Source organism: Demequina sp. B12 (genome assembly GCF_028823635.1).
Lineage (GTDB): Bacteria > Actinomycetota > Actinomycetes > Actinomycetales > Demequinaceae > Demequina.
In genome coordinates this window covers 235578-254566 of sequence record NZ_JAPEHU010000001.1, presented here as the reverse complement: position 1 = coordinate 254566, position 18989 = coordinate 235578, and the positions used below count along the sequence as shown (strand labels likewise).

General features: G+C 65.1%; 20 protein-coding genes. 2 read left to right on the top strand and 18 right to left on the bottom strand.

All coding sequences use genetic code 11. From position 1 onward, the window contains the following. Positions 1–10 precede the first annotated feature (10 nt). From ON058_RS01310 to ON058_RS01260, 11 genes are all read right to left on the bottom strand, one after another. Positions 11–499 carry a prepilin-type N-terminal cleavage/methylation domain-containing protein gene (locus ON058_RS01310; RefSeq protein ID WP_274667224.1) on the bottom strand — a complete coding sequence of 163 codons (489 nt, stop codon included), beginning with the start codon at positions 497–499 and terminating at the stop codon, positions 11–13. 147 nt (positions 500–646) lie between these two features. Continuing rightward, positions 647–1153 (bottom strand): GNAT family N-acetyltransferase, encoded by a 507-nt coding sequence (locus tag ON058_RS01305; protein WP_274667223.1) that lies wholly within the window; start codon positions 1151–1153, stop codon positions 647–649. Between the two features lie 4 nt (positions 1154–1157). Next, on the bottom strand, positions 1158–2825 hold the full coding sequence (locus ON058_RS01300; RefSeq protein WP_274667222.1) for an MFS transporter: 1668 nt from the start codon (positions 2823–2825) through the stop codon (positions 1158–1160). 329 nt (positions 2826–3154) lie between these two features. Beyond that, complete coding sequence (locus ON058_RS01295; protein ID WP_274667221.1) at positions 3155–4384, bottom strand: cation:proton antiporter; 1230 nt, start codon at positions 4382–4384, stop codon at positions 3155–3157. A 4-nt stretch (positions 4385–4388) separates the two neighbouring features. Continuing rightward, positions 4389–4868 carry a cation:proton antiporter regulatory subunit gene (locus tag ON058_RS01290; RefSeq protein WP_274667220.1) on the bottom strand — a complete coding sequence of 160 codons (480 nt, stop codon included), beginning with the start codon at positions 4866–4868 and terminating at the stop codon, positions 4389–4391. A gap of 148 nt (positions 4869–5016) precedes the next feature. Then, positions 5017–5583, bottom strand: coding sequence for a GNAT family N-acetyltransferase (locus ON058_RS01285; protein WP_274667219.1), 567 nt, complete (start codon positions 5581–5583; stop codon positions 5017–5019). A gap of 9 nt (positions 5584–5592) precedes the next feature. Beyond that, positions 5593–6504, bottom strand: coding sequence for a phosphotransferase (locus ON058_RS01280; protein ID WP_274667218.1), 912 nt, complete (start codon positions 6502–6504; stop codon positions 5593–5595). A 78-nt stretch (positions 6505–6582) separates the two neighbouring features. Then, positions 6583–7830: a Dyp-type peroxidase gene (locus ON058_RS01275; protein ID WP_274667217.1), complete on the bottom strand. Its 1248-nt coding sequence runs from the start codon at positions 7828–7830 to the stop codon at positions 6583–6585. Between the two features lies 1 nt (position 7831). Then, positions 7832–8443, bottom strand: a complete 612-nt coding sequence (locus tag ON058_RS01270) for a copper chaperone PCu(A)C (RefSeq protein ID WP_274667216.1) — start codon at positions 8441–8443, stop codon at positions 7832–7834. A gap of 104 nt (positions 8444–8547) precedes the next feature. Then, entirely contained in the window at positions 8548–9174 is a 627-nt protein-coding gene (locus tag ON058_RS01265) for a hypothetical protein (protein WP_274667215.1), read from the bottom strand. Positions 9175–9243: 69 nt separating this feature from the next. Further along, positions 9244–10422 (bottom strand): MalY/PatB family protein, encoded by a 1179-nt coding sequence (locus ON058_RS01260; RefSeq protein ID WP_274667214.1) that lies wholly within the window; start codon positions 10420–10422, stop codon positions 9244–9246. Positions 10423–10547: 125 nt separating this feature from the next. Here ON058_RS01260 and ON058_RS01255 point away from each other — a divergent pair, with 125 nt between their 5' ends. Next, a complete protein-coding gene (locus tag ON058_RS01255) occupies positions 10548–11657 on the top strand; it encodes a hypothetical protein (protein WP_274667213.1) in 1110 nt (369 codons plus the stop codon). Here ON058_RS01255 and ON058_RS01250 read toward each other — a convergent pair. Next, positions 11654–12196 carry a TetR/AcrR family transcriptional regulator gene (locus ON058_RS01250; protein ID WP_274667212.1) on the bottom strand — a complete coding sequence of 181 codons (543 nt, stop codon included), beginning with the start codon at positions 12194–12196 and terminating at the stop codon, positions 11654–11656. The two genes, ON058_RS01255 and ON058_RS01250, sit on opposite strands and share 4 nt — an antisense overlap. Before the next feature lie 118 nt (positions 12197–12314). On the opposite strand from ON058_RS01250, the gene ON058_RS01245 reads away from it, so the two are divergent. Next, the gene (locus ON058_RS01245) at positions 12315–12815 is read left to right on the top strand and encodes an HPP family protein (protein ID WP_274667211.1); all 501 of its coding nucleotides are present in this window, start codon (positions 12315–12317) and stop codon (positions 12813–12815) included. Positions 12816–12818: 3 nt separating this feature from the next. Here ON058_RS01245 and ON058_RS01240 read toward each other — a convergent pair whose 3' ends face one another. From ON058_RS01240 to ON058_RS01215, 6 genes are all read right to left on the bottom strand, one after another. Then, positions 12819–13661 carry a RimK family alpha-L-glutamate ligase gene (locus tag ON058_RS01240; protein ID WP_274667210.1) on the bottom strand — a complete coding sequence of 281 codons (843 nt, stop codon included), beginning with the start codon at positions 13659–13661 and terminating at the stop codon, positions 12819–12821. Then, positions 13658–14785 carry a VanZ family protein gene (locus ON058_RS01235; RefSeq protein ID WP_274667209.1) on the bottom strand — a complete coding sequence of 376 codons (1128 nt, stop codon included), beginning with the start codon at positions 14783–14785 and terminating at the stop codon, positions 13658–13660. Before ON058_RS01235 ends, ON058_RS01240 begins: the two co-directional genes overlap by 4 nt. Positions 14786–15057: 272 nt before the next feature. Continuing rightward, on the bottom strand, positions 15058–16347 hold the full coding sequence (locus ON058_RS01230) for an MFS transporter (RefSeq protein WP_274667208.1): 1290 nt from the start codon (positions 16345–16347) through the stop codon (positions 15058–15060). Positions 16348–16377: 30 nt separating this feature from the next. Then, positions 16378–17211 (bottom strand): hypothetical protein, encoded by an 834-nt coding sequence (locus tag ON058_RS01225; protein ID WP_274667207.1) that lies wholly within the window; start codon positions 17209–17211, stop codon positions 16378–16380. Further along, a complete protein-coding gene (locus ON058_RS01220; RefSeq protein WP_274667206.1) occupies positions 17208–18200 on the bottom strand; it encodes a hypothetical protein in 993 nt (330 codons plus the stop codon). Before ON058_RS01220 ends, ON058_RS01225 begins: the two co-directional genes overlap by 4 nt. 49 nt (positions 18201–18249) lie before the next feature. Further along, on the bottom strand, positions 18250–18906 hold the full coding sequence (locus ON058_RS01215) for a TetR/AcrR family transcriptional regulator (protein ID WP_274667205.1): 657 nt from the start codon (positions 18904–18906) through the stop codon (positions 18250–18252). Positions 18907–18989 lie beyond the last annotated feature (83 nt).

Here is an 18989-nt window from a genome sequence, read left to right as displayed (position 1 = left end):
GCAGGCGGCCCTACGGGGTGGCGCAGGCGGCGCCGGAGACATACCCGTCGTTGGAATCGAAGCGCACGCCGGGGCTGGCGTTGTCCTTGCCGTTCGGGTGGCGCAGTTGGACACACCAACTCTCGGCAGTGCCGCCCACATACGTCACGAACTCGACTCCCGGAGACCGGGAAAGCACGTCCACGCCGTCGATGGCGTAGCCGTCTGCTGATGCCGTCACCGAGCCGACGTCGCCTTCAATCCAGGCTGCAGACACCAGTTTGCCCAGGTTGATGGCATCGGACTCCACGACAGAGTCATTCGCTTTGCTTTGCTGGTCTAGGTACAACGGAACAGCGATCGCCGCGAGAACTCCGATGATGACGACCACCACCAGAAGTTCAGGGAGCGTGAAACCTGCGGACGCGCCCTTCAGCATCGCGCCCGCAGGCTGCGCGCTCTGGTGCGGCAGTTCGCGCTCGCTACGACACCACTCTTGCTCCGGAACCGCTTCCCTCATCGCGGACCCCTCCCTCAGCGGCCGTGCCGCTCGCGGTTGTCATCCACATCCCCTCATGATGCAGGGACAACACGCCTAGTGTGGCGCACATCACATCGCCTGGCAACCGTGTGTTGCCTGGGGTGATGCCGCGCGGCACGCGGAGCCTTAAGAAACGCTGAGCTGGTAGTAGCCCACGTCGATCCACCGGTCGAACTTGCGTCCGGCCTCGGCCAGGTAGCCGACTTCACGGAACCCCAAGGCCATGTGGAGTCCCACGGAGGCGTCGTTCGGGAGGGCGATCAGCGAGATTGCGGTATGAGCGTGGGATGCGCGCAAGGCGTCCAAGAGCGCACTGTAAAGCGTGCGACCAAGTCCGCGCCCGCGAGCCTCATGGCCCAGGTAAATCGTGGTTTCCACCGAGTGGAGGTACGCCGCCCGCGGGCGGTACGGGGACGCATAGGCGTAGCCGACGATCGCACCCTCATCCTCCGCCACCAGGTACGGGAGGTCCATGTCGAGCACTGCTTGAATGCGTGCTGCCATCGTGTCCGCCGTGACCTCGTCGTACTCGAAGGTGATGACGGTGTCGCGTACGTATGGGTTGTACAGAGCGGCGATGGCACCGGCATCCGCGGGCGTGGCGGGACGGATCACGAGTTCACTGGCGGTCACGTCACTATTGTGCGGCACGGTGAGGCGCTGGCGGCGCCTCCGGTGCTTGGCTTTCCCATGCCTGCGTGCTGTGCTCGGCCACATCAGCCAGCGCATCGGCCGCCGCATCAACAGCGTCACCGGCCGCGCTCACAGCCGCCTGCGCCGCCGCGACAACTTCCAGCGGAGACGTCAACGCCAACGGCTCCGCCGGAGCCGTGGTCACGGGATCCACCGCCGTCGGAGCAGCATCCAGCATGCGCACCGCATCGTCCACCAGCTGGCGCATCTCCAACGCCTCCACCGTGGACAAAGTGCCAGCAGGCTCCACCGTCAACGGAGCATCGGCCACTTCCCCAGGAACCACCACGTGCACAGTAACCGGCTGCGAACGCGGGGTGCGCTTGGCCAAGTAGCGCCATGCCGCCAAAGCCGTCACCACTCCCGTCAAGCCAGCGAGCGCCGTGACGCCAAACCCAGCAGACGCACCACCGGCATCAATAGCGACGCCCGCACCCCAGGCACCCACCGCGACACCCAAGTCGATGCCGGTACGGGTCCACGCCATACCCTCCGTCATGCGGTCCCGGGAGATCGACCGGTGCACGATCGAGTCACCAATCACCATGTTCGGCGCAATGAACAGACCCATACCGAACAGCAGCAGACCCAGCAGCATCAGCGACGGCGCAAACATCAGCATGGTCGCGAAGGCACCCGTGGCGAACACACCCACCAGCAGGCGAGTAGCCAACGACCGGCGCCAAGCCATCACGCCATACGCAAGGCCGCCCACCAGCGAACCCACCGACCACACGCCCAGCACAATGCCAGCCATCTCCTTCGCATGCGAGGCTTCAGCAAACGCCACCACCGCGGCATCGATCGACGCGAACATCGCGCCCTGCGTCAAGAAGATCAGCGCCGCAATCGCAATGCTGGGAGTCGTCAGCAGCAAGTTAGAAGCAAACGGGTTGCGGTAGCGGCGCACCCGACGCACCGTAGACGCGTCAACGGTGGGCAACGCCGCGCCAGCGCCAGCCGTCGCCGGAGTGACAGACAGCGCAGCCTCAGCCAAGCCAGCATCGGCGCTATTGCGACGCACAGGAGGCTCAGTGGCCTTCAGTGCCAAGAACACGTAGCCGCCCACGGCCAGCGACACCAACGCGATCACCGACGGCAGCCACGACGCCACCGACACCGCCAACACCGTCGACACGGCAGGGCCACCAATCCACAGCAGCTGCTCCATCGAGGACTCAAACGAGAACGCCGTGGACAACTGGCGGTCGTTCTTCACTGCGTGGGTCCAGCGGGCACGCGTCAATGTGGACTGCGAACCACCCGCCGCAAACGTGGGGGCAATCAGCACCAGCGCCCACAACGGTGCGCCCGCAAAGACAGCGACCAGCATGCCGATGCGCCCCGCAATCGCAATCGCGTAGCCCCACCGCAACACCTTGGCCTGACCATGCGCGTCCACCAGCCGCGCCACCTGCGGAGCAATCACCACATACGACACGGAAATGGCGGCGAGCATCACACCGCCCGCGGCATAGGAGCCATACTCCATCTGCACCAGCAGGAACGTGGCAAGACCAGTCATGCCCATCTGAAGACGAGCGACCAAACCCCAGATCGCGAACGCACGGGCACCAGGCAGCGAGAGAATCTCGCGGTAACGCGACAACACAGCACAACTTCCTTGACAAGAACTCGAGAGATGTCCTTGAGCAAGGGGCAGGCGCGACCTGCTTGTCCTGGGTGGGGACGGCGACCGACGGGGACTCGGCCACTTGCTACGCCACCTGCGCGACGTAGCCGGCGCATCACCCGCTCAGATGGGGTGACGGCATCAATGTTCACACACGAATCAGGGTGGAAATGACCAGTTTTCCAAGAATTTTCTTGACGGGAAAGCACTGGTAAAGACACGGTTGCGGCGTCTTGGCGAATCGTCGGAGGATGCCCTCCGATGGTCAAGAAATCTCCGCACCGCGGCGGCCCCAACCGGGGGTCCGGCTACACCGGATGCCGGGTTCCCGTGCGGCGTTGGGGCTTCAACCACGGCGGCATCGGAATCTTGTCCGCGAACCGCATCGCAAGCGACCCCACAATCGCCAAGATCAACACATACGCGGCAGCGAAAGGACCCAACTGTGGCTCAATGCCCGCAGCCACACCCAGGCCAGCGATCACGATCGAAAACTCACCGCGAGGAATCAACGACAAGCCCGTACGCCACTGACCCTTAGGGCCGATGCCGTTGCGCCTCGCCGCAAAGATGCCGGTTCCCGTTTTGGTGACCGCAGTGATGAGGGCCAAGCCCAACGCCGGCAGCAGCACAGGAATCAGGTCCAACGGGTTGATGGTGATGCCAAAGAACACAAAGAACATCCCACCGAACACGTCACGCAACGGCGGAAGCAAACCACGCACGTCATCCGCGACCTGCCCCGACAGCGTCAAGCCCAAGAGGAAGGCGCCCACCGCAGCGGACACCTGCACGGCATCGGCCAGGCCCGCCACCAGGAACGTCAGGCCCAACACGCTCAGCAGCAGCAGCTCGCGTGAATGCGAATGCACCATCGAAGACACCCGCTCCGAGTAACGCATCGACACCACAAACGCCAACGCCACCAGGGACAACGCAATGGCCGCAGCGATCGCGCCCTGCAGGAGAGTGGCGCCCACCAGCAGGACACCGGTGATGGGTAGGAACACCGCCATCACGATGTCCTCCATCACCAGCAGGGACAAGATCACTGGTGTTTCGCGGTTCGCCACACGATCAAAGTCATCCAGCAGGCGCGCAATGATGCCGGAGGACGAGATATACGTGACGCCCGCCAGCAGCAGCGACGCCGTGGGCGACCACCCCAACATCAGACCCACTGCAAAGCCAGGCACACCGTTCGCGAGCCCATCGACCAGGCCAGCAACCCAGTTCGATTTCAGGCCGTTGCGTAGGTCTTGAGGCGAGTACTCGAGCCCCAACAGCAACAGCAACAGCACAACGCCGATCTCGGCGCCGACCTCCAAGAACTCTTCCCCTGCGGAGACGGGGATGATGCCGCCTTCGCCCATGAGGACCCCCGCCGCCAGGTACAGCGGAATGGAGGGGATGCCGATGCGCGCCGCCAAGCGCCCCAACCCAGCGAGCACCAGCAGAATGATGCCCAACTCAATGAGCACCTCGCCGGCGTGGCTGGGTTCGGGTTCGGGGAGTACCTCGAATGGCAGCGGCAGCATGAGGTCAGCCCGTCAGGATCTTGGTGGCCGCAGAGACCGACTCGGTGCTGCCCATGACGAGCACCGTGTCGCCGGGCTCGAACGTGAAGTCCGGGCCCGGGCCGGGGATGCCTTCGTCATTGCGGATCACCGCGACCACAGAGGCCGCAGTTTCCGTACGGATGTGGCCGTCCGCGATGGTCTTGTGGGTCAAGCCGCCTGCCGACGGCATGGTGATCCACTCGATCGCGAGCCCTTCGACGTGATGGCGTAGCGACGCCAGGCGTGCGGTGATGGAAGTGCCGCCCATGAGTTCAGCAAGTTTCGCGGCATCGCCCTCGGACAGTTCGACGGTGCCACGGCATGAGTCCGGGTCCTCCCGGTCGTAGAGCGCAAAGTCGCGCTTGCCGTCTCTGCGGACCACCACGCCTACGTGGTCGCCGCTTTCGGCCTGAAACTCGTACCGGACGCCAATGCCAGGTAGCGGTGTCTCATAGATGTCCATGCCTGACAGTCTTCCATGCTTCCCCCCTCCCTCAAATGGCTCCATTTGGTTGTCTTAGCGCACTAAAACAACCAAATGGAGCCATTTGGCGGGGAGGTGCGGCGTGGGGTGCGCCGGGGAAGCACCGGAGACGCGCGGGGAGGTGGGGTCAGTCCTGGGCGCGGCGCGCACGCCACTCACGAGCCAGCAGTCCGTAGATGGCGTCGTCGCTGACCTCGTCATCCACCCAGTACGCCTCGCGCCGCACACCTTCGGCAAGGAAGCCGATGCGCTCCAACACCCGGACCGACGCAATGTTGTGCGGGTGCGTGGTTGCTTCGACACGATGCACGTTCAGGTCAAAAACGGCATAGTCCACGAGCCGAGCGGTGGCCTCGGTCGCGTAGTGGTGACCGCGCGCCCACGGGTGCAGGGTGAAGCCCACTTCGGCGGTCTTGCCATTGGGTGACAGGTGGACGGCCACGTCCCCCAGGACCTTCCCGTCACGCTTACGCACCACGGCGAGCTGGTACCAGTGCCCCGGCATCGGCCCTGGCCTGGACGTGATTTCTGCGATGAGTTCACGTGCCCTGTCCACGGAGTACGGTGCGCGCCATGCCTGGTATTGAGCGGTCGTGGTGTCGGACCGGCGCTCTGCGAGATCCTCCGCATCGTCGAGCGTCATGGTGCGCAACGTGAGGCGTTCCGTCTCGAGAGGGGCAAAGGTCGATTCCATAGCCCCACGCTAGCTCAGGGTGCGACTGCTCCGCTGGCTTAGGCCCTGCAAAGCCCGCAAGCCGGGGTTGCGATACCGCTGGTCTTCCATCGCCGCGAGTGTGACCGCATAGTTCAGGGCTTCCGCACGGATGGCGAGCCGTCCCGCAGCGCTTGCGATGAAGGTCGCGACGGAACGGTCTGCTGTTCCGGCGTACGCGTCGAGCATCGGCATGACGTGTTCGCGTCCCACCAGCACTGACGCTTGGCCCAGGTCTGTGGCGGGTGACCCGACGGCGGCGTCTCCCCAGTCCAGGATTCCGGCCAGGCGGCCGTGGCGTGTGAGGACGTTTTCGCCGTGGAGGTCCAGGTGGGTCCATGTGGAGGGGGCCGATGCCGCTTCCAGTGCCGCTCTGAACGCTTCTCTGAGCGTCGCGGTCCGCATGGGGTGGTCGGCTTCGATGAGGCGGAGCCGGTGGTCGAAGGTTTCGGCGCGTTCGCGGAGGGTGCGCGATCGGACGGGGTTGAGTGGGGCGTCGCTAGGCGCGGTGGTGTGGACTTGGGCGAGCGCATGGCCCAGGTCGCGTGCGCCGTCAACGTTCAGCGGGGCGTCGTACGCCATGTCGCCTTGGATCCACGGCACGACGGACCAGCGCCATGGGTAGGCGTCGGTGGGCTGCCCGATGCGTTGGGGCACCGGAGCGGGGAAGGTCCATTGGGAGCCGATGCGCGGGAGCCAGTCCAGTTCGGTGGTGGCGATGCGGGCGCCCATTTCGCGGCGGGGGAGGCGCACGGCGAGGGTGTCGCCAAGGCGGTACGTGATGTTGTCCCAGCCTTCGACTCGTGGGCCCAGGGTGAGGTCGGCGAGGTCGGGATGTTGGGCAGCGAGCAGTGAGCGCACGAGCGTGTCGTCTACGTGCACCTCAGCTGCCGGTGTTGCCATCAACGTCATATCTCCACGTTAGCCGGACTGTGCACGTTCACGTGCCGCCCTCCGGCGTGGCCGCGGATTGCGGTTTCGTTACCCCAGCAGGGTTTGGCCTATATAGCCGCCTTCGTCGCAGCCGGGAGGGATAGCGAACACTGCGGAACCGATGGGGGTGGTCCAGGTGTTGAGGAGGTCCGCGTCGGCGAGGCGTTGCTGGATGGGGAGGAACTGGCGGGTGACGTCTGCTTGGAACGACGCGAAGATCAGTCCGGATTCGGAGACGCCGTCGCCGTCGGGCGGCAGGTCATAGTTGTAGCCGCGCCTAAAGATGACCTCGTGCGGCTGCTCGGGGCGGGAGCGGGCGATGTGGGACACGGGTGAGATGACGGTGCGGCCGGCTGGTGTCTTCGCGTCGAAGTCCGGCAGGTCTCCTTCCTTGTTTCCGGTGAGGGGTGCGCCATCGGAAATGCGGCGTCCTACGGAGAATGAGCGGCCTGTGGGGTCCACCTCGTCCCAGGTGTCGAGGTTCATGCGGATGCGGCGCAATGCCAGGGAGGTGCCGCCGGCGAGCCAGCCATCGTCACTCCACACCACCGAGTCGAAGTCCGCGGTCCCTGGCTCGGGGTTGGTGGTGCCATCCACTTGGCCGAACAGGTTCCGCATAGTGGTGCCGGATACCTCTGAGCCGTAGGCGCGGCGGAAGCCATCCTGACGCCACCGCGGGGTGGTGAAGCTGCGGCTGTCTTTCATCAGCATGCGCACCGCGTGGGCGACAGTGACCTGGTCGTCGGCGGACACGATCATCAGCAGATCGCCGTCGCTCCAGGCAGGGTCGAGTGCGTCGATCTCGAAGGCGGGTAGCGGTGCCAGCCAAGAGGGCATGGGGCCGCCCGCGCGGGTGACGAACCCGGGACCGAATCCGAAGGTCACGGTGAGTCCCGCCGTCACTTCGGCCAGTTCCGGTTCGGTGTCCGCGAGGGCCGCTTGCCCGGCGCTGAGCCGGCGGGCGTCGTCGGTGAGGATACGCATGAGGCGACGGAGACCGTCGCGGTCCACGTCGTCATGAAGGTCGAGGGCTACGTAGGCGGCGTAGGCCGCAATGGGGGTGGCGATGCCCGCTTGGTGGCGGCCGTGGAAGGGTACGGTCTGCGCGCCGTTGAGTCCGGTGGTGTCCGGGGTGGCTTCAGCGGTGACGGGGTCGGGTTGAGCGGGGGACGTGGCGGCAAGGGCAAGGCGATCCGCGCCCACCCCCGCAGCCATGCCGACGCCGGCGGCGGCCCCTCCAAGGAGGAGCCGCCGCCGGGAGGTCCCGGCACCCGAGTGAGGCTGGGAGTCAGTCATGTCAGTGGTCGTGACCGGAGTGGTCGTCGCTGCCGTCGCTGGAGTGGTCCATATCCATGGAGTCTTCGTCTTCGACGTACTCCTCGTTGGCGCCTGCGAAGTCCTTGGCAGCGGCCTCGATGTCGAGGGTGGTGCCGTCCTCGAAGGTGAGCGTGAGTGCCACGGTGTCGCCGGCGAGGATGGGGGTGGTGACGTCCATCAGCATGATGTGGTTGCCACCCGGCTCCAACACAAGTGAGTCACCTGACTCAATCGTGAATCCGCCCTCCTTTTCGCTCATCGACATGCCGCCCGCATCGTCCATCGACGTCTCGTGCAGTTCCACCATGCCGGACGCCGGCGTGCTCGCACTGACCAACACCACGGCCTCATCGGTGCTGTTGACCAGTTCGCCAAAGGCGGCTGTCATGCCTTCCTCCGTGGTCTTGACCCACGCATCGGTCACGGTCACGGCATGTGCAGCGGTCTCACTGTGCGCCGCATCCGCGGCCTGGCTGGTCTGCGTGGGAGTGGCGCTCGTCTCCGCAGGAGTCGAGTCGGTAGAACAGGCCGCCAACGTCACGGCCACCAGGCCGCCCATGGCGAAACGCATGACAGGGGTTACTACGTTCATGAAAAGTCCTCAAAGTGATCAGGGCAGATCCGCCCCGGGGTAACGGTGAAGCCGCTGCCCACGTCAGGGCAGCGGAAAGTCGCTGGCGCAGCCAGCGGGATGAGTTACACCGTGAGAACAGGTGGGCCGCGGAGGCTCCAACTCCATGAACGGACAGACTGCACCAAGCGGACCGGCGTCCGCGGCACCGCGACAAGCCGGGCGCCGGACGTGACCGCCGGGGTGGTGGTCAGCAGCGCGACGACCGGTGCAAACAGCACCCCAATCGCCACCATCGCGCGGCCAAGAGCCCAGTCCAGCCGTACAAGCGCGGCCGTGGTCGCCACGACGGCCACCACGTGGGCGAGGGTCATGACACCGCCGCCGTGCGCGCCGTGGATCGATTCAGACGTGGAGGCCGCCACCGTGGCCGGGGCCATGTGATGCGCATGCGACGCGGCACCAGTTGACGCGCCAGCGCCCGATGCCACGGTTACGTCGCCCGAACCCACCACAAACAGCGTGTGAAACAGCGCTTGGCTCACCGCCACACCCACGCCGGTACGCCACCAGGAACCCAGGTGACCCGACAGGTGCGCACACACCACGAACGACAACACCAACGGAACGGCCACACCGGCAGGAGACGGAGCATGACCGCCACCTAGGACGTGAGAAGCCAGCGCTACGCCCGTGGCGACACTTGCCGCCAACCCAGCGCGCACCAAGCGCAGTCCCGTCCCCATGGTCACGCGAGCATTCTTACACGGGTCCCACGAGCATCGGCCCGCACCCGTCACGCCATGCCCGCGGGGACGCGACTATCCGCGGTGAGTGGAGGCGCCCATACGGCGCACGGCCTCCGTGATGATGTCCGGATGCGTGGCGATGTTGAGGCGCACATGCCCCTCGCCGCCAGTACCGAACGTGGGCCCCGAGTTCAACGCCACCCGCGCATGCTCCAAGAAGTGTGCCGAGGGGTCCGATCCCAGCTCCAGTGGGCGGCAGTCGATCCACGTCAAGTACGTGGACTGCGGCAGATGGTAGATCGCCCCAGGGAGGTGCTCGTCCACCAGTGTTGCGACCAAGTGGCGGTTGGAGTCAAGCCCCTGCAACAAGCTGTCCAGCCACGCGTCACCGTGCGTGTACGCAGCGGTTTGCGCGAGTGTGCCGAAGTGCGTGGGGCCATGGTGGGCAGAGTTGCCATAGCGTGCGAGCTCGTTCTGCACCGCCGCACCACCAATGACAATGGCGGCCGGAATGCCCGCAAGGTTCCAGGCCTTCGACGCCGCCATGACGGAGAAGCCCCGCTCACCGCCCGCGACCGACAGGTACGGCACAAACTCTTCACCCGCATAGACGATCGGCGCGTGAATCTCGTCCACCACGACCCGAACGTTGTACTGGTCCGCCAGCGCGGCGACCCGTTCCAACTCCTCCCGAGTGTGGGTGGTACCGCCAGGGTTGTGGGGGTTGCACAACAGGTAGGCGGCGCTGCGGCCACCCTCCGTGGCAGAGGCGAACGCGGACTCCAGCGCTGCGAAGTCCAGTCGCAAGTCGGCGCCCAAAGGAGCATCGGTGAGCTGACGTCCGGCAGCGCGCAAATAGGAGAAGAACGGCGGATACACCGGCGGGTTCACCACGACCTGATCGCCAGGTTCCGTCAGCAAGCAAATGATGTCGGTGTACCCCGTGATGACATCCGCGACGGTCGTCATCTGCCCCGGGGAAACGTTCCACCCCCAGTGACGGTCCGCAAATCCCGCCAGCGCTTCCGTGTACGCAGTCCCGGACGCATAGCCCAGGTCGCCCGTGGCGAGCGCACGTTCCAGCACTTCTCGGATGGGTGCCGCAACCTCCACGTCCATCTCCGCAACCCACAGCGGCAGCACATCGGCCGCATACTTGCGCCACTTGGCGGAGGTGCGTTCGCGTAGTTGCGGAAGGGTCAATCCGGTCAGCGGATTCGTCACAAGAGTCTCGGGGGCAGGCACGGCCATTGTCACACTGTGGCAATCGCGCGCTTGTGATGCAAGTGCGTGCGGGAAACTGGGGCCAGCTTGCGTGGTGTTGGAGGGGGCCGGCAGGAGTTCCCGAACTTTTCCGGTGCGGCTGTGAGGAGCCGATGACTTGGCTGACTTACGCTCGGAGCATGTGGTGGCGGAGGTCGTTGGAGACAAGAGCCCGCGCGATGCGTGCGGATGACGGCAAGTTTGCGGTGGGCTGGCTCATCGCTTTGGTCATCCTGGCAGGTGCGGCCTATGGCGCGTACTGGTTCCTAGGCGAGTACGGGTTCATTGACCGTGGCGACAGCACCCCTGGCGTGACGTCCTCAGCAGAGGCCGCCGCGGCGGAGGACGAGGATGGGCGCCCGGTGTGGCTCCACGGCACCGACTATGAGTTGCCGATCCTCATAGAAGCGTCTGAGACACGCCCCGCCATGTACGAGCTTCCCGAGTGGATTTGGGAGTTGGATGACTCCTCATGGGACCTGACGGTGGTGCGCGAAGGTGACGGCGACGGTCAGGAGGCGCTCGCTGAACGCCAGTCGCTGGTCCTCGTCAGCCCCACAGGGGAGCTGTTCTTGGTCACGGATGAACTCCGCAACGACTACCGCCTCTCTGTGGTGCATTGGGACCCGGAAAGCAACGTGGCGTGGATGCGCCGGGGTGGCCGGCCCACGGCCGCACTTGTGACCGAGCTGGACCTCTTGACAGGTGAAGCCGAGCGCAACTGGGATGGCGGCGCCGTGGCGACCGCCAACCACTCCGAGGAGGGGATCAGCAACGTCGAGTACCTGGCCACTCAGCCCGATGGTTTGGAGCTGTGGGAGTCGTACGACGCGGGCGGCTACTCGACGGGCGTGTTCTGGCGTGACGGCGAGGACTTTGTGAGCTCGCTGGCCTCGTCGCGGATCACTCGCATGGTGCGGCAGGGCTTCTCCGAGGGTGAAGGCGTACAGGCCTGGTTTGACGTGGAGGGCATGCGAGCCGTCTATCACGGGGTGTACGAGCACGCCGGGTCCGGCAAGCCGCAGGAGGAGCAGTGGCTCATCCACGACTTGAGCAATGACTCGTTTGAGGTGGCTGAGGTTGCCACTCCGAACCTGGAATGCAGTCCGGCGGATGCGGTGCGGCGCGGCACCTTTGATGGCGATCTGATCGTGGCCCGATGCGCCGGCGAGAACTACCTGCTGGATCCCTATGCGGGAGCGGAGCCGGTCGCGGCCGACTAGCTCTGGAGCAAGGTGGCCGCGGCGTGGCGTGCGTGGCGTGCTGCGCTGGGGTCGCCGGTGATGCCCGCCGTCACCATGGCGCCTTCCAGGAGTAGAGAGATGGAGTGGGCGGTTTCCGGAGTGCCGCCAGCGGCTTCGACGATGTCCGCGACGTACTCGCGCACCCGTGCCTTGTGTTCACGTACGGCGTCTGCGATGGCGGGTGACGTGCTGCCGAGTTCCCCGTAGGCGTTGATCCACGCGCACCCCCGGTGCCCGTCTGTGGCAAGCCAGGTCTCTAGCCAGTCAAAGATGGCGAGGGGCCGATGCGCGGGCTCGGGGTCGTGGGAGGCGTGGGCGGCGAGTGCGTGACGCCAGCGCAGGTCGCGGCGGTCCAGCATGGCCACGGCGATCGCGTCTTTGCCTCCGTAGAGCGCGTAGATGCGTTTGAGGGGTAGCCCGGAGGCTTCGCGGAGGGCGTCCATGCCAACCGCTTGGTAGCCGCGTTCGTAGAAGAGCTTTTCTGCAGCGTCGAGGAGGCGGTCCTGGTCTGTGGGCATTGCCGGCTCCTGACGGTGGTGACTTGCGCGGGAGAACGTTCGTTCTCTAGTCTATTCAAGCACACGAGAACGAGCGTTCTCAGGCATGTTTGACTGTTCCCCAACAGAAAGACTCTCCATGACCGCCCTCGCGCCCACACTCCGCACCAGCAAAGCCCCCGCACGGCCCCCCGCCACCACCGTCATGTGGGCCACGGCCACCGCCACCGGGGCGCTCGCGGCCCTCGTCGCACTCGGAACACTCTCCGGACACCTGCTGCTCATTCCGCCCATGGCAGCGAGCGTCGCCCTCATCGCGGGAGCCCCAGCCCTTCCCCTCGCGCAACCCCGCAACGTCGTGGGCGGACAAGTCATCTCCGCACTCGTCGGAGTTGCCGTGGGCGCCCTGAGTCACTCTCTGTGGGCGGGTGCGCTCGCCGGTGGGATCGCACTGGGCGCCATGATGGTGGCCCGCACCTCACACTCGCCCGCAGCCGCCACCGCCGTCATCGGCGCCATGACACCTCACGGCCACGTTTCTTTCGTGATCTGCGTCGCGCTCGCCGCCACAGTGTTGGTGGGCTTTGGGCTCCTGCGCGGGCTCACCGGAACCGGCAAGTACCCCACGTACTGGTGGTGACTTCTATGGCAACAAGGCGCGGAAAGCGGCGGCAGCCCGCTCCGGTGCGCCCTCGGAGACATGCAAAAACAGGCTCGGTTCCGCGAGTTCCAACTCCAGAATCACCGGGCCATCGTCGGTGGGCAGCAAATCGACCCGCGCATATGCAACGCCGGTCAACGTCGCGACCGCACGGTCCGCCAACTCCCGCTCCGCCACCGACGGGCTATACGCCGAGATCTCCTCATCCGCATACAGGCCCGTCGAGTTCGACAACTCCTTCGACAAGATCGCGGCCTTCCGTGCCGCATGCGAAAACTGTCCGCCCAGGTACGCCATGGCCGTCTCGCCTACCGTGTCGACCTGCTCCAGGTACGGCTGAATCATGACTGTCTTGTCCGCAGCGTGGAGCGCCTGCGCATGCGCCAACGCCCCCGCCGCATCGTCATGGAAAAGCGCAGCCCCCGCGGACCCCGCACCTACGGAAGGCTTCACGACCACGGAACCGTGCAGAGCATCGGCCGGAACCGACTCCCCCGGTGCCACAAACACCGTGGGCACCACCGGCAGTCCGCGAGCTTCCAGGTCCGCCAGGTAGCGCTTGTCCGTGTTCCACGTCAGCACCGACAACGGGTTCACCAAGCGGGTCACCGCGCTCACGCGGTCCGCCCACGCCAAGAACTCCGGAAGGTGCTCGGTGTAGTTCCACGTGGTGCGCAACACCGCAACCTCGTACGCAGACCAGTCCACGTTCGGGTCATCCCATGCGACCCGCTCCGCCTCCGGCAAGAGCGGCAACAGCAGCACCTCATCCATGTCCGGTTCGGCGAGTTCCACAGTCGTGACAATGGCAATACGTGCGGTCATGAAGCGAGGCTACCCGGGTCCTGAGCCACACCGTAGCGACGCGCCTGCTCCATCGCCGGCACCGAACTCATGCGCGTCCCCGACGCCACATCAGAGACTGAACGCCGGTCCCGGCGCACCACCGTGCACGCAAACTCCGCCATCACCATCAACGGACCTGCCACCGCCGGAGACAGCACCCACGGCAACCACCGCACCACGGCCCGCACCCACAGTGACCAACCCGCCTGCACCGCACCCGGAGCATCCACCCGTGCAGGAGTGATGTACATGACCGCCTGTCCCCATGTGGCACGGTCCCTGCGTAACCCCGGAACGATCACCCCCATCCACACCGCCACCGCAACCCGTGTGCCCCACGACAACGCCGAGTTCTCCGGGATGCGCTCTGCGTCACCGCCCGTGGTGACCTCCCAGGCCAACACCAGCACCACCTGCAGGCCCGCCACCAACAGCAACGCCAATGTCAGGTCAATGAGCACCGCAAGGGCGCGACGCACCCGCCCCGGCGGCGCCAGATCCGGAGTTGGCGCAGGGCGAGTGAACCTGAAGAGCGCGCCCACAATCGCGGACAGCACCACCCCCAGGATTGCGCCCGTCGTGTTCGTGATGATGTCGTCAATATCGAACCTGCGGTACGGGCACGGATACACGCCAAAGAACCCGGTGCCCTGCGACAGCTCAATCGTGCACGACACCGCGAACGACAACGCCACCACCGCAACACCCGGCCACCGGGCAGCCTGATGCAAGAAGAAAGCGAACGGCACAAAGAGCGCCACGTTCGCCGCCAACTGCCAGAACGTAAACGTGCCCGCGAGGCCGCTCGTGCCCACCGCATCGGCCGCAGCCCGGAGGTCATCGATGCTGTGCAGTGGCGTGGTCTGCCAGTTCTCCAGCCCCGCAGCGCTACAGAGGAGGTCATCCTCTGACGGCAACGGAAACACCGTAAACGCGGCCAGCGCGGCGGCCGATGCGATGAGTCCCGCCGCCGCAAACAATGGCCACCCATGGAGCCGGCCGTACTTACGGACCGTGCGCGCCAAAACCGGGAGGGTAGCGAGCGGAATCAACGCTGCGGTCGCCAAGACCGTCAGGAGTGCGCTCGAGTAGTACAGGCCCATGAGGCACAAGCGTAGATCGCGCTACTAGAGAGAAGAGAGAGGGGGAAAATTGATCCGGCGTCGGCGCCTCGGGGGGGAGGGGCGGGAGGCACCGACGCTCGGAAGTGTGGCGGCTCAGGCGACCTAGTCCCCGGATGATCGCCTGAGCCACGTTTTGTTCGGTGACTTCCCTGTCACCTGACGACATGAATAACGTTACGGACGGTTCGTGCCATGCACGCGGGACGTTGGTCCCTGAACTGTTGTGACCCCCATCACAAGCCGTCCCCGGACTACACGTTGGGTGCGATTGGCGGAGTGTCCACCCAATCGTCAGCGCCGTGCATCGACGGCGGCTCCGCATCGTCGCCAGCCGCAATACCAGGACGTTCAGTGCCCTTGCGGACCACAGGCGCCGTCAGCACGGCAATGCCCATCATCGCGATCGCCGCACCCGCAGCTAGGAACAGGCCGGCCTGCGCATCAAGATGATCCACCAGATATCCGCCAGCCCAGGCGCCAAAGCTCACACCCACACCCTGACCGATGCGCAACCAGCCCATACCTTCGGTGATCTGATCGCGCTTCACCACACGCTGAACCGCAGTGTCGCAGTTGGTGATGGTGGGCGCGATCGCGATTCCTGCAAGGAAGCCAATGACAGCCAGCATCACCAAGTTCACAGAGAACGTCAGCACCGTCATCCCGATCGCCAACATGGCCGTACCGATGATGAGACGTTTCCACAACGGGGTCTTCCAGTGGCGCGTGCCGTAGAACAAGCCACCCACGAACGAGCCAAAGGCGATCACACCCAACGCCAAACCTGACCAACCCTTGTGGCCCATCTCCTCAGCGAAAGCCACCACGGAGATGTCGACGGCACCAAACATGACCCCCAAGCCCAATGCCACAAACGTCACCGCGATGATCGTGCGCGGAATCCGCAGGCCCAGTGTGTGTTCCTTGCCGGAGGTACGGCGGGCAGGAGGCTCGGTCGCGCGCTGGGACAACAGGATGGTGAGACCCACCACCATCGCGCTCGTGGAGACCACTAGGCCCGCTGCGGGCCACACCGTGGTGGCCAAGATCGTGGCCAATGCCGGTCCGGAGATGAACAGCACCTCGTCGAGCGCCCCCTCCAACGCGAATGCCGTGTGGATGTCCTCGTCTGACTTCAACATGTGCGACCACCGTGCACGCGTCAGCGAACCCAATGGGCCCTGGCACGACGCCAGGATGACAGCAATCCACAGCACCCACTCCGGCTGCTGGTTGATCGCTGCCCACACGCCCAGGACCGCACCCACGACGTGGAGCATGGCGAGTGGAATCATCGCTGCACGTTGACCAATCCGGTCTGCGAGACGGCTGGTAGGCACCGTCTGCAACGCCCAGAACAGAATCCCGATCGCCGCTACCCGGCCCGCCATTTCGTAGCTGCCGTACTCGATCTGCACCATGAGGATGAAGGAGATGTTGAACATCGACATGGGCACGCGCGACAACAGCCCGGAAAAGGCGAAGGATTTGGCGCCAGGCCGGCTCAGAATTGAGCGATAGGGAGAAAGCACGTATTCCATGCTCTCACCTGATGCGGGTTGATGGCGCTCTTACGTGCTGTCCTTCCCTGAGGGCGACGCAGCCGACGGAGGTTTGAGTACACCCGGACCGGTAGCCTCTGGGGCTGCTTGAGGTGGAGGCAGAGAGTTCCGCGCGCGTGCCCGCTTGTCTTGGATGACCAGTGCTGCGGCACCGCCAATGACCAGGGCAAATGCTCCCACCACGGCCGCCCATGTGCCTAAGGCAGCCCATGGGAACACGGATTCGGCGTCGGCGACGATACGGATTTCTGGAGTTGTCGCCAGGTCGGCGAAACCGATGGTCACGGTGTTGCCGCTAATCTCGCCGGCTGTGGCGGATGTCACCGGGCCGGGGAAAGTGAACGTCACTTCTACATCAACGCTGCTGCCCAGGAGTTCGAGCTGACTACTTCCCAGAGCCAGCAGTTGCGCGGCATCTTGACCAGTCCTGAGGAAGGAGACCGTGTAGCGACCGTCCTCCAGGGCGACTGTCGCTGATGCACCCAGCGTGCCGAGCGCCTGGGTGGAGGCCTCGTCGAAGGCGTCGATCGGGATATCTGTCAGTTCAAGCTGGATACCAGCGAGGTCACCGTCGTCGTAGTCAGAGATGGTGACCTGATCGGGGTACTCCTCGTGGAACGCACGGAACTCAGGGGAGTCCTCGATACCTCCGATGAGGACGCCGGGGTCCATGCCAATGACATCGGCCAACTCACCCGACACAGAGTCTGAGTACGCAACGATCGCGGTCTGCGAGAACGTTCCGTCTTCGCCAAAGGTTGTGTCAGCGGTTGCCCGCACGCACCCTGTGAGCGCGAGGAGAATGCTTGCGCTAGCGAAGGCGCGTGCGAGCGCGCGAGTCACTTCTGTTCAGGCTCGTCAGTTGCGGTGGGCTCGTCGGTCGAGTCCGCCTCCACGCTGTCGGAAGCGGCGGGGGCTTCCTCGGCGGCGTCCGCGGTGGTGTCCTCGGTTGCCGGGGCTTCGTCAGCGACCGGTTCGACTACTGGCTCCTCGACCCCAGGCTCATCTGCGGCGACCTCGGTGGCTGGCGCCTCCTCGACGGGTGCTGCCTCGGTGGTCGCTGCCTCGGTGGTTGCAGCGTCAGTGGGGGCGACAGGGGCTGTGCCAGTGGTCGCATCGGCCTGCTCCGGAGTAAACGTGGCGTCGGCAGGACCCTGTGTGGGGGCGTCGTCCAGAATCTCCTGCTTGCGGCGTGCACCCAGCCAGATCGCCACACCAGCAACGACACCAACGCCGAGTCCCACGACAAGGATGATCCACAGCGGGAAGCTGCCACCATCAGCGGTGGCGTTGGCCCGGGCGTTCATGTCTTCGGTCTGGGTCAGCAGATCCCACGACACGGTGGTGGGGTCGTCTTCCGCGATCGTGCCGTTCGTCTCCGTGACCTCTCCGGGGAACGTCACCGTCAGGGAGACTGACGCCGTTCCGGGAAGCTGGGACAGGTCGGTGGTTTCGTCCGTTGCGCCCGCACCTGCGCCGGTGAACACAAACTCGTCGCCCTCACGGATGAGGGACATTTCGGAGTCGGTGCCGCCAAGGTCCTCAAGCGGCTGGTTGTCGAAAGACACGCGCTGGCCCACAAAGCCGTCCTCGTTGTACTCCTCCACGGTGCCACCGGGGAACTGGCTCTCCGTGTCGGCAAACATCTCTTCAAGCACTGACTCATCGCTCATGCCAAACGCTTCGCCGGTGCCTTCCTCCACCGCCATGACGACGTCACCGGAGACGGTGTTGTCCTCATGGACCGTGAAACTCATGTCCATTTTGATGCATCCGGACAGGACAAGAACGGACATCAGCGAAAGCGCGAGTACGCGTGCGGTGGTCTTCATAGCTCCAAGCCAACCACAGGACTCTGACAGGCGCTATGAAAATTGGCGGTTACGGGTGATGCGCGGGCTTTGCAGGGGCGTTGGACCGGTGGACGAACGTGTGGAACTGGCGCGGGTTCATGGTGGTCGCGGGCAGGTCCGTGGCGTGTCCGTCGGCGCGCAGACCATCGAGGAACACCACCAGGTGGCGGCGCAGCATCTCGCGTTCGGGCGCACTGGGGTTGCCGACCATGCCTCCAAGAGCGAACGCGGTCAGCGCAAGGTCTCCGCCCGTGATTCCGGGACGCATCGCACCTTCTGCCACCGCAGCGTCGATGAGCGACTGCAGTGTTGCGGCCATCCCAGCGGCGGGGGCGTAGTCAGGGTCGATGTCGTACATGCGGCGCATCACAGCGCGCACTGCGGGGAAGTCGGCAAGCGTCGTGGTGGTTTTGTCGAGCAATGCGACCAGGTGCCCCCATGCAGTCGTGCTGGGAGGCAGATCAGCGACCGATGCGGTGATGCGTTCCCATGCGGTGTCATAAAGCGCACGAATCAGGTCGTCGTGACTGGGGAAATGACGGTAGGCGGTCCCCACGCCGTGGCCGGTATGTAAAGCGAGTTCCCGCACAGAAAGATCGGCGTCACGTTGAGCGAGTAGGTCAAAGGCGGCTTCGATCAGGCGCTCGCGATTCGCGACCGCGTCACGCCTGGTCTTCCGTGGCATGCCGATATCTTAAATCCCATCTTCATTACAGGGAACCTCAACTTCTGCCGATATGTGAGGTGTCGTATACCGTGAGAAAACGT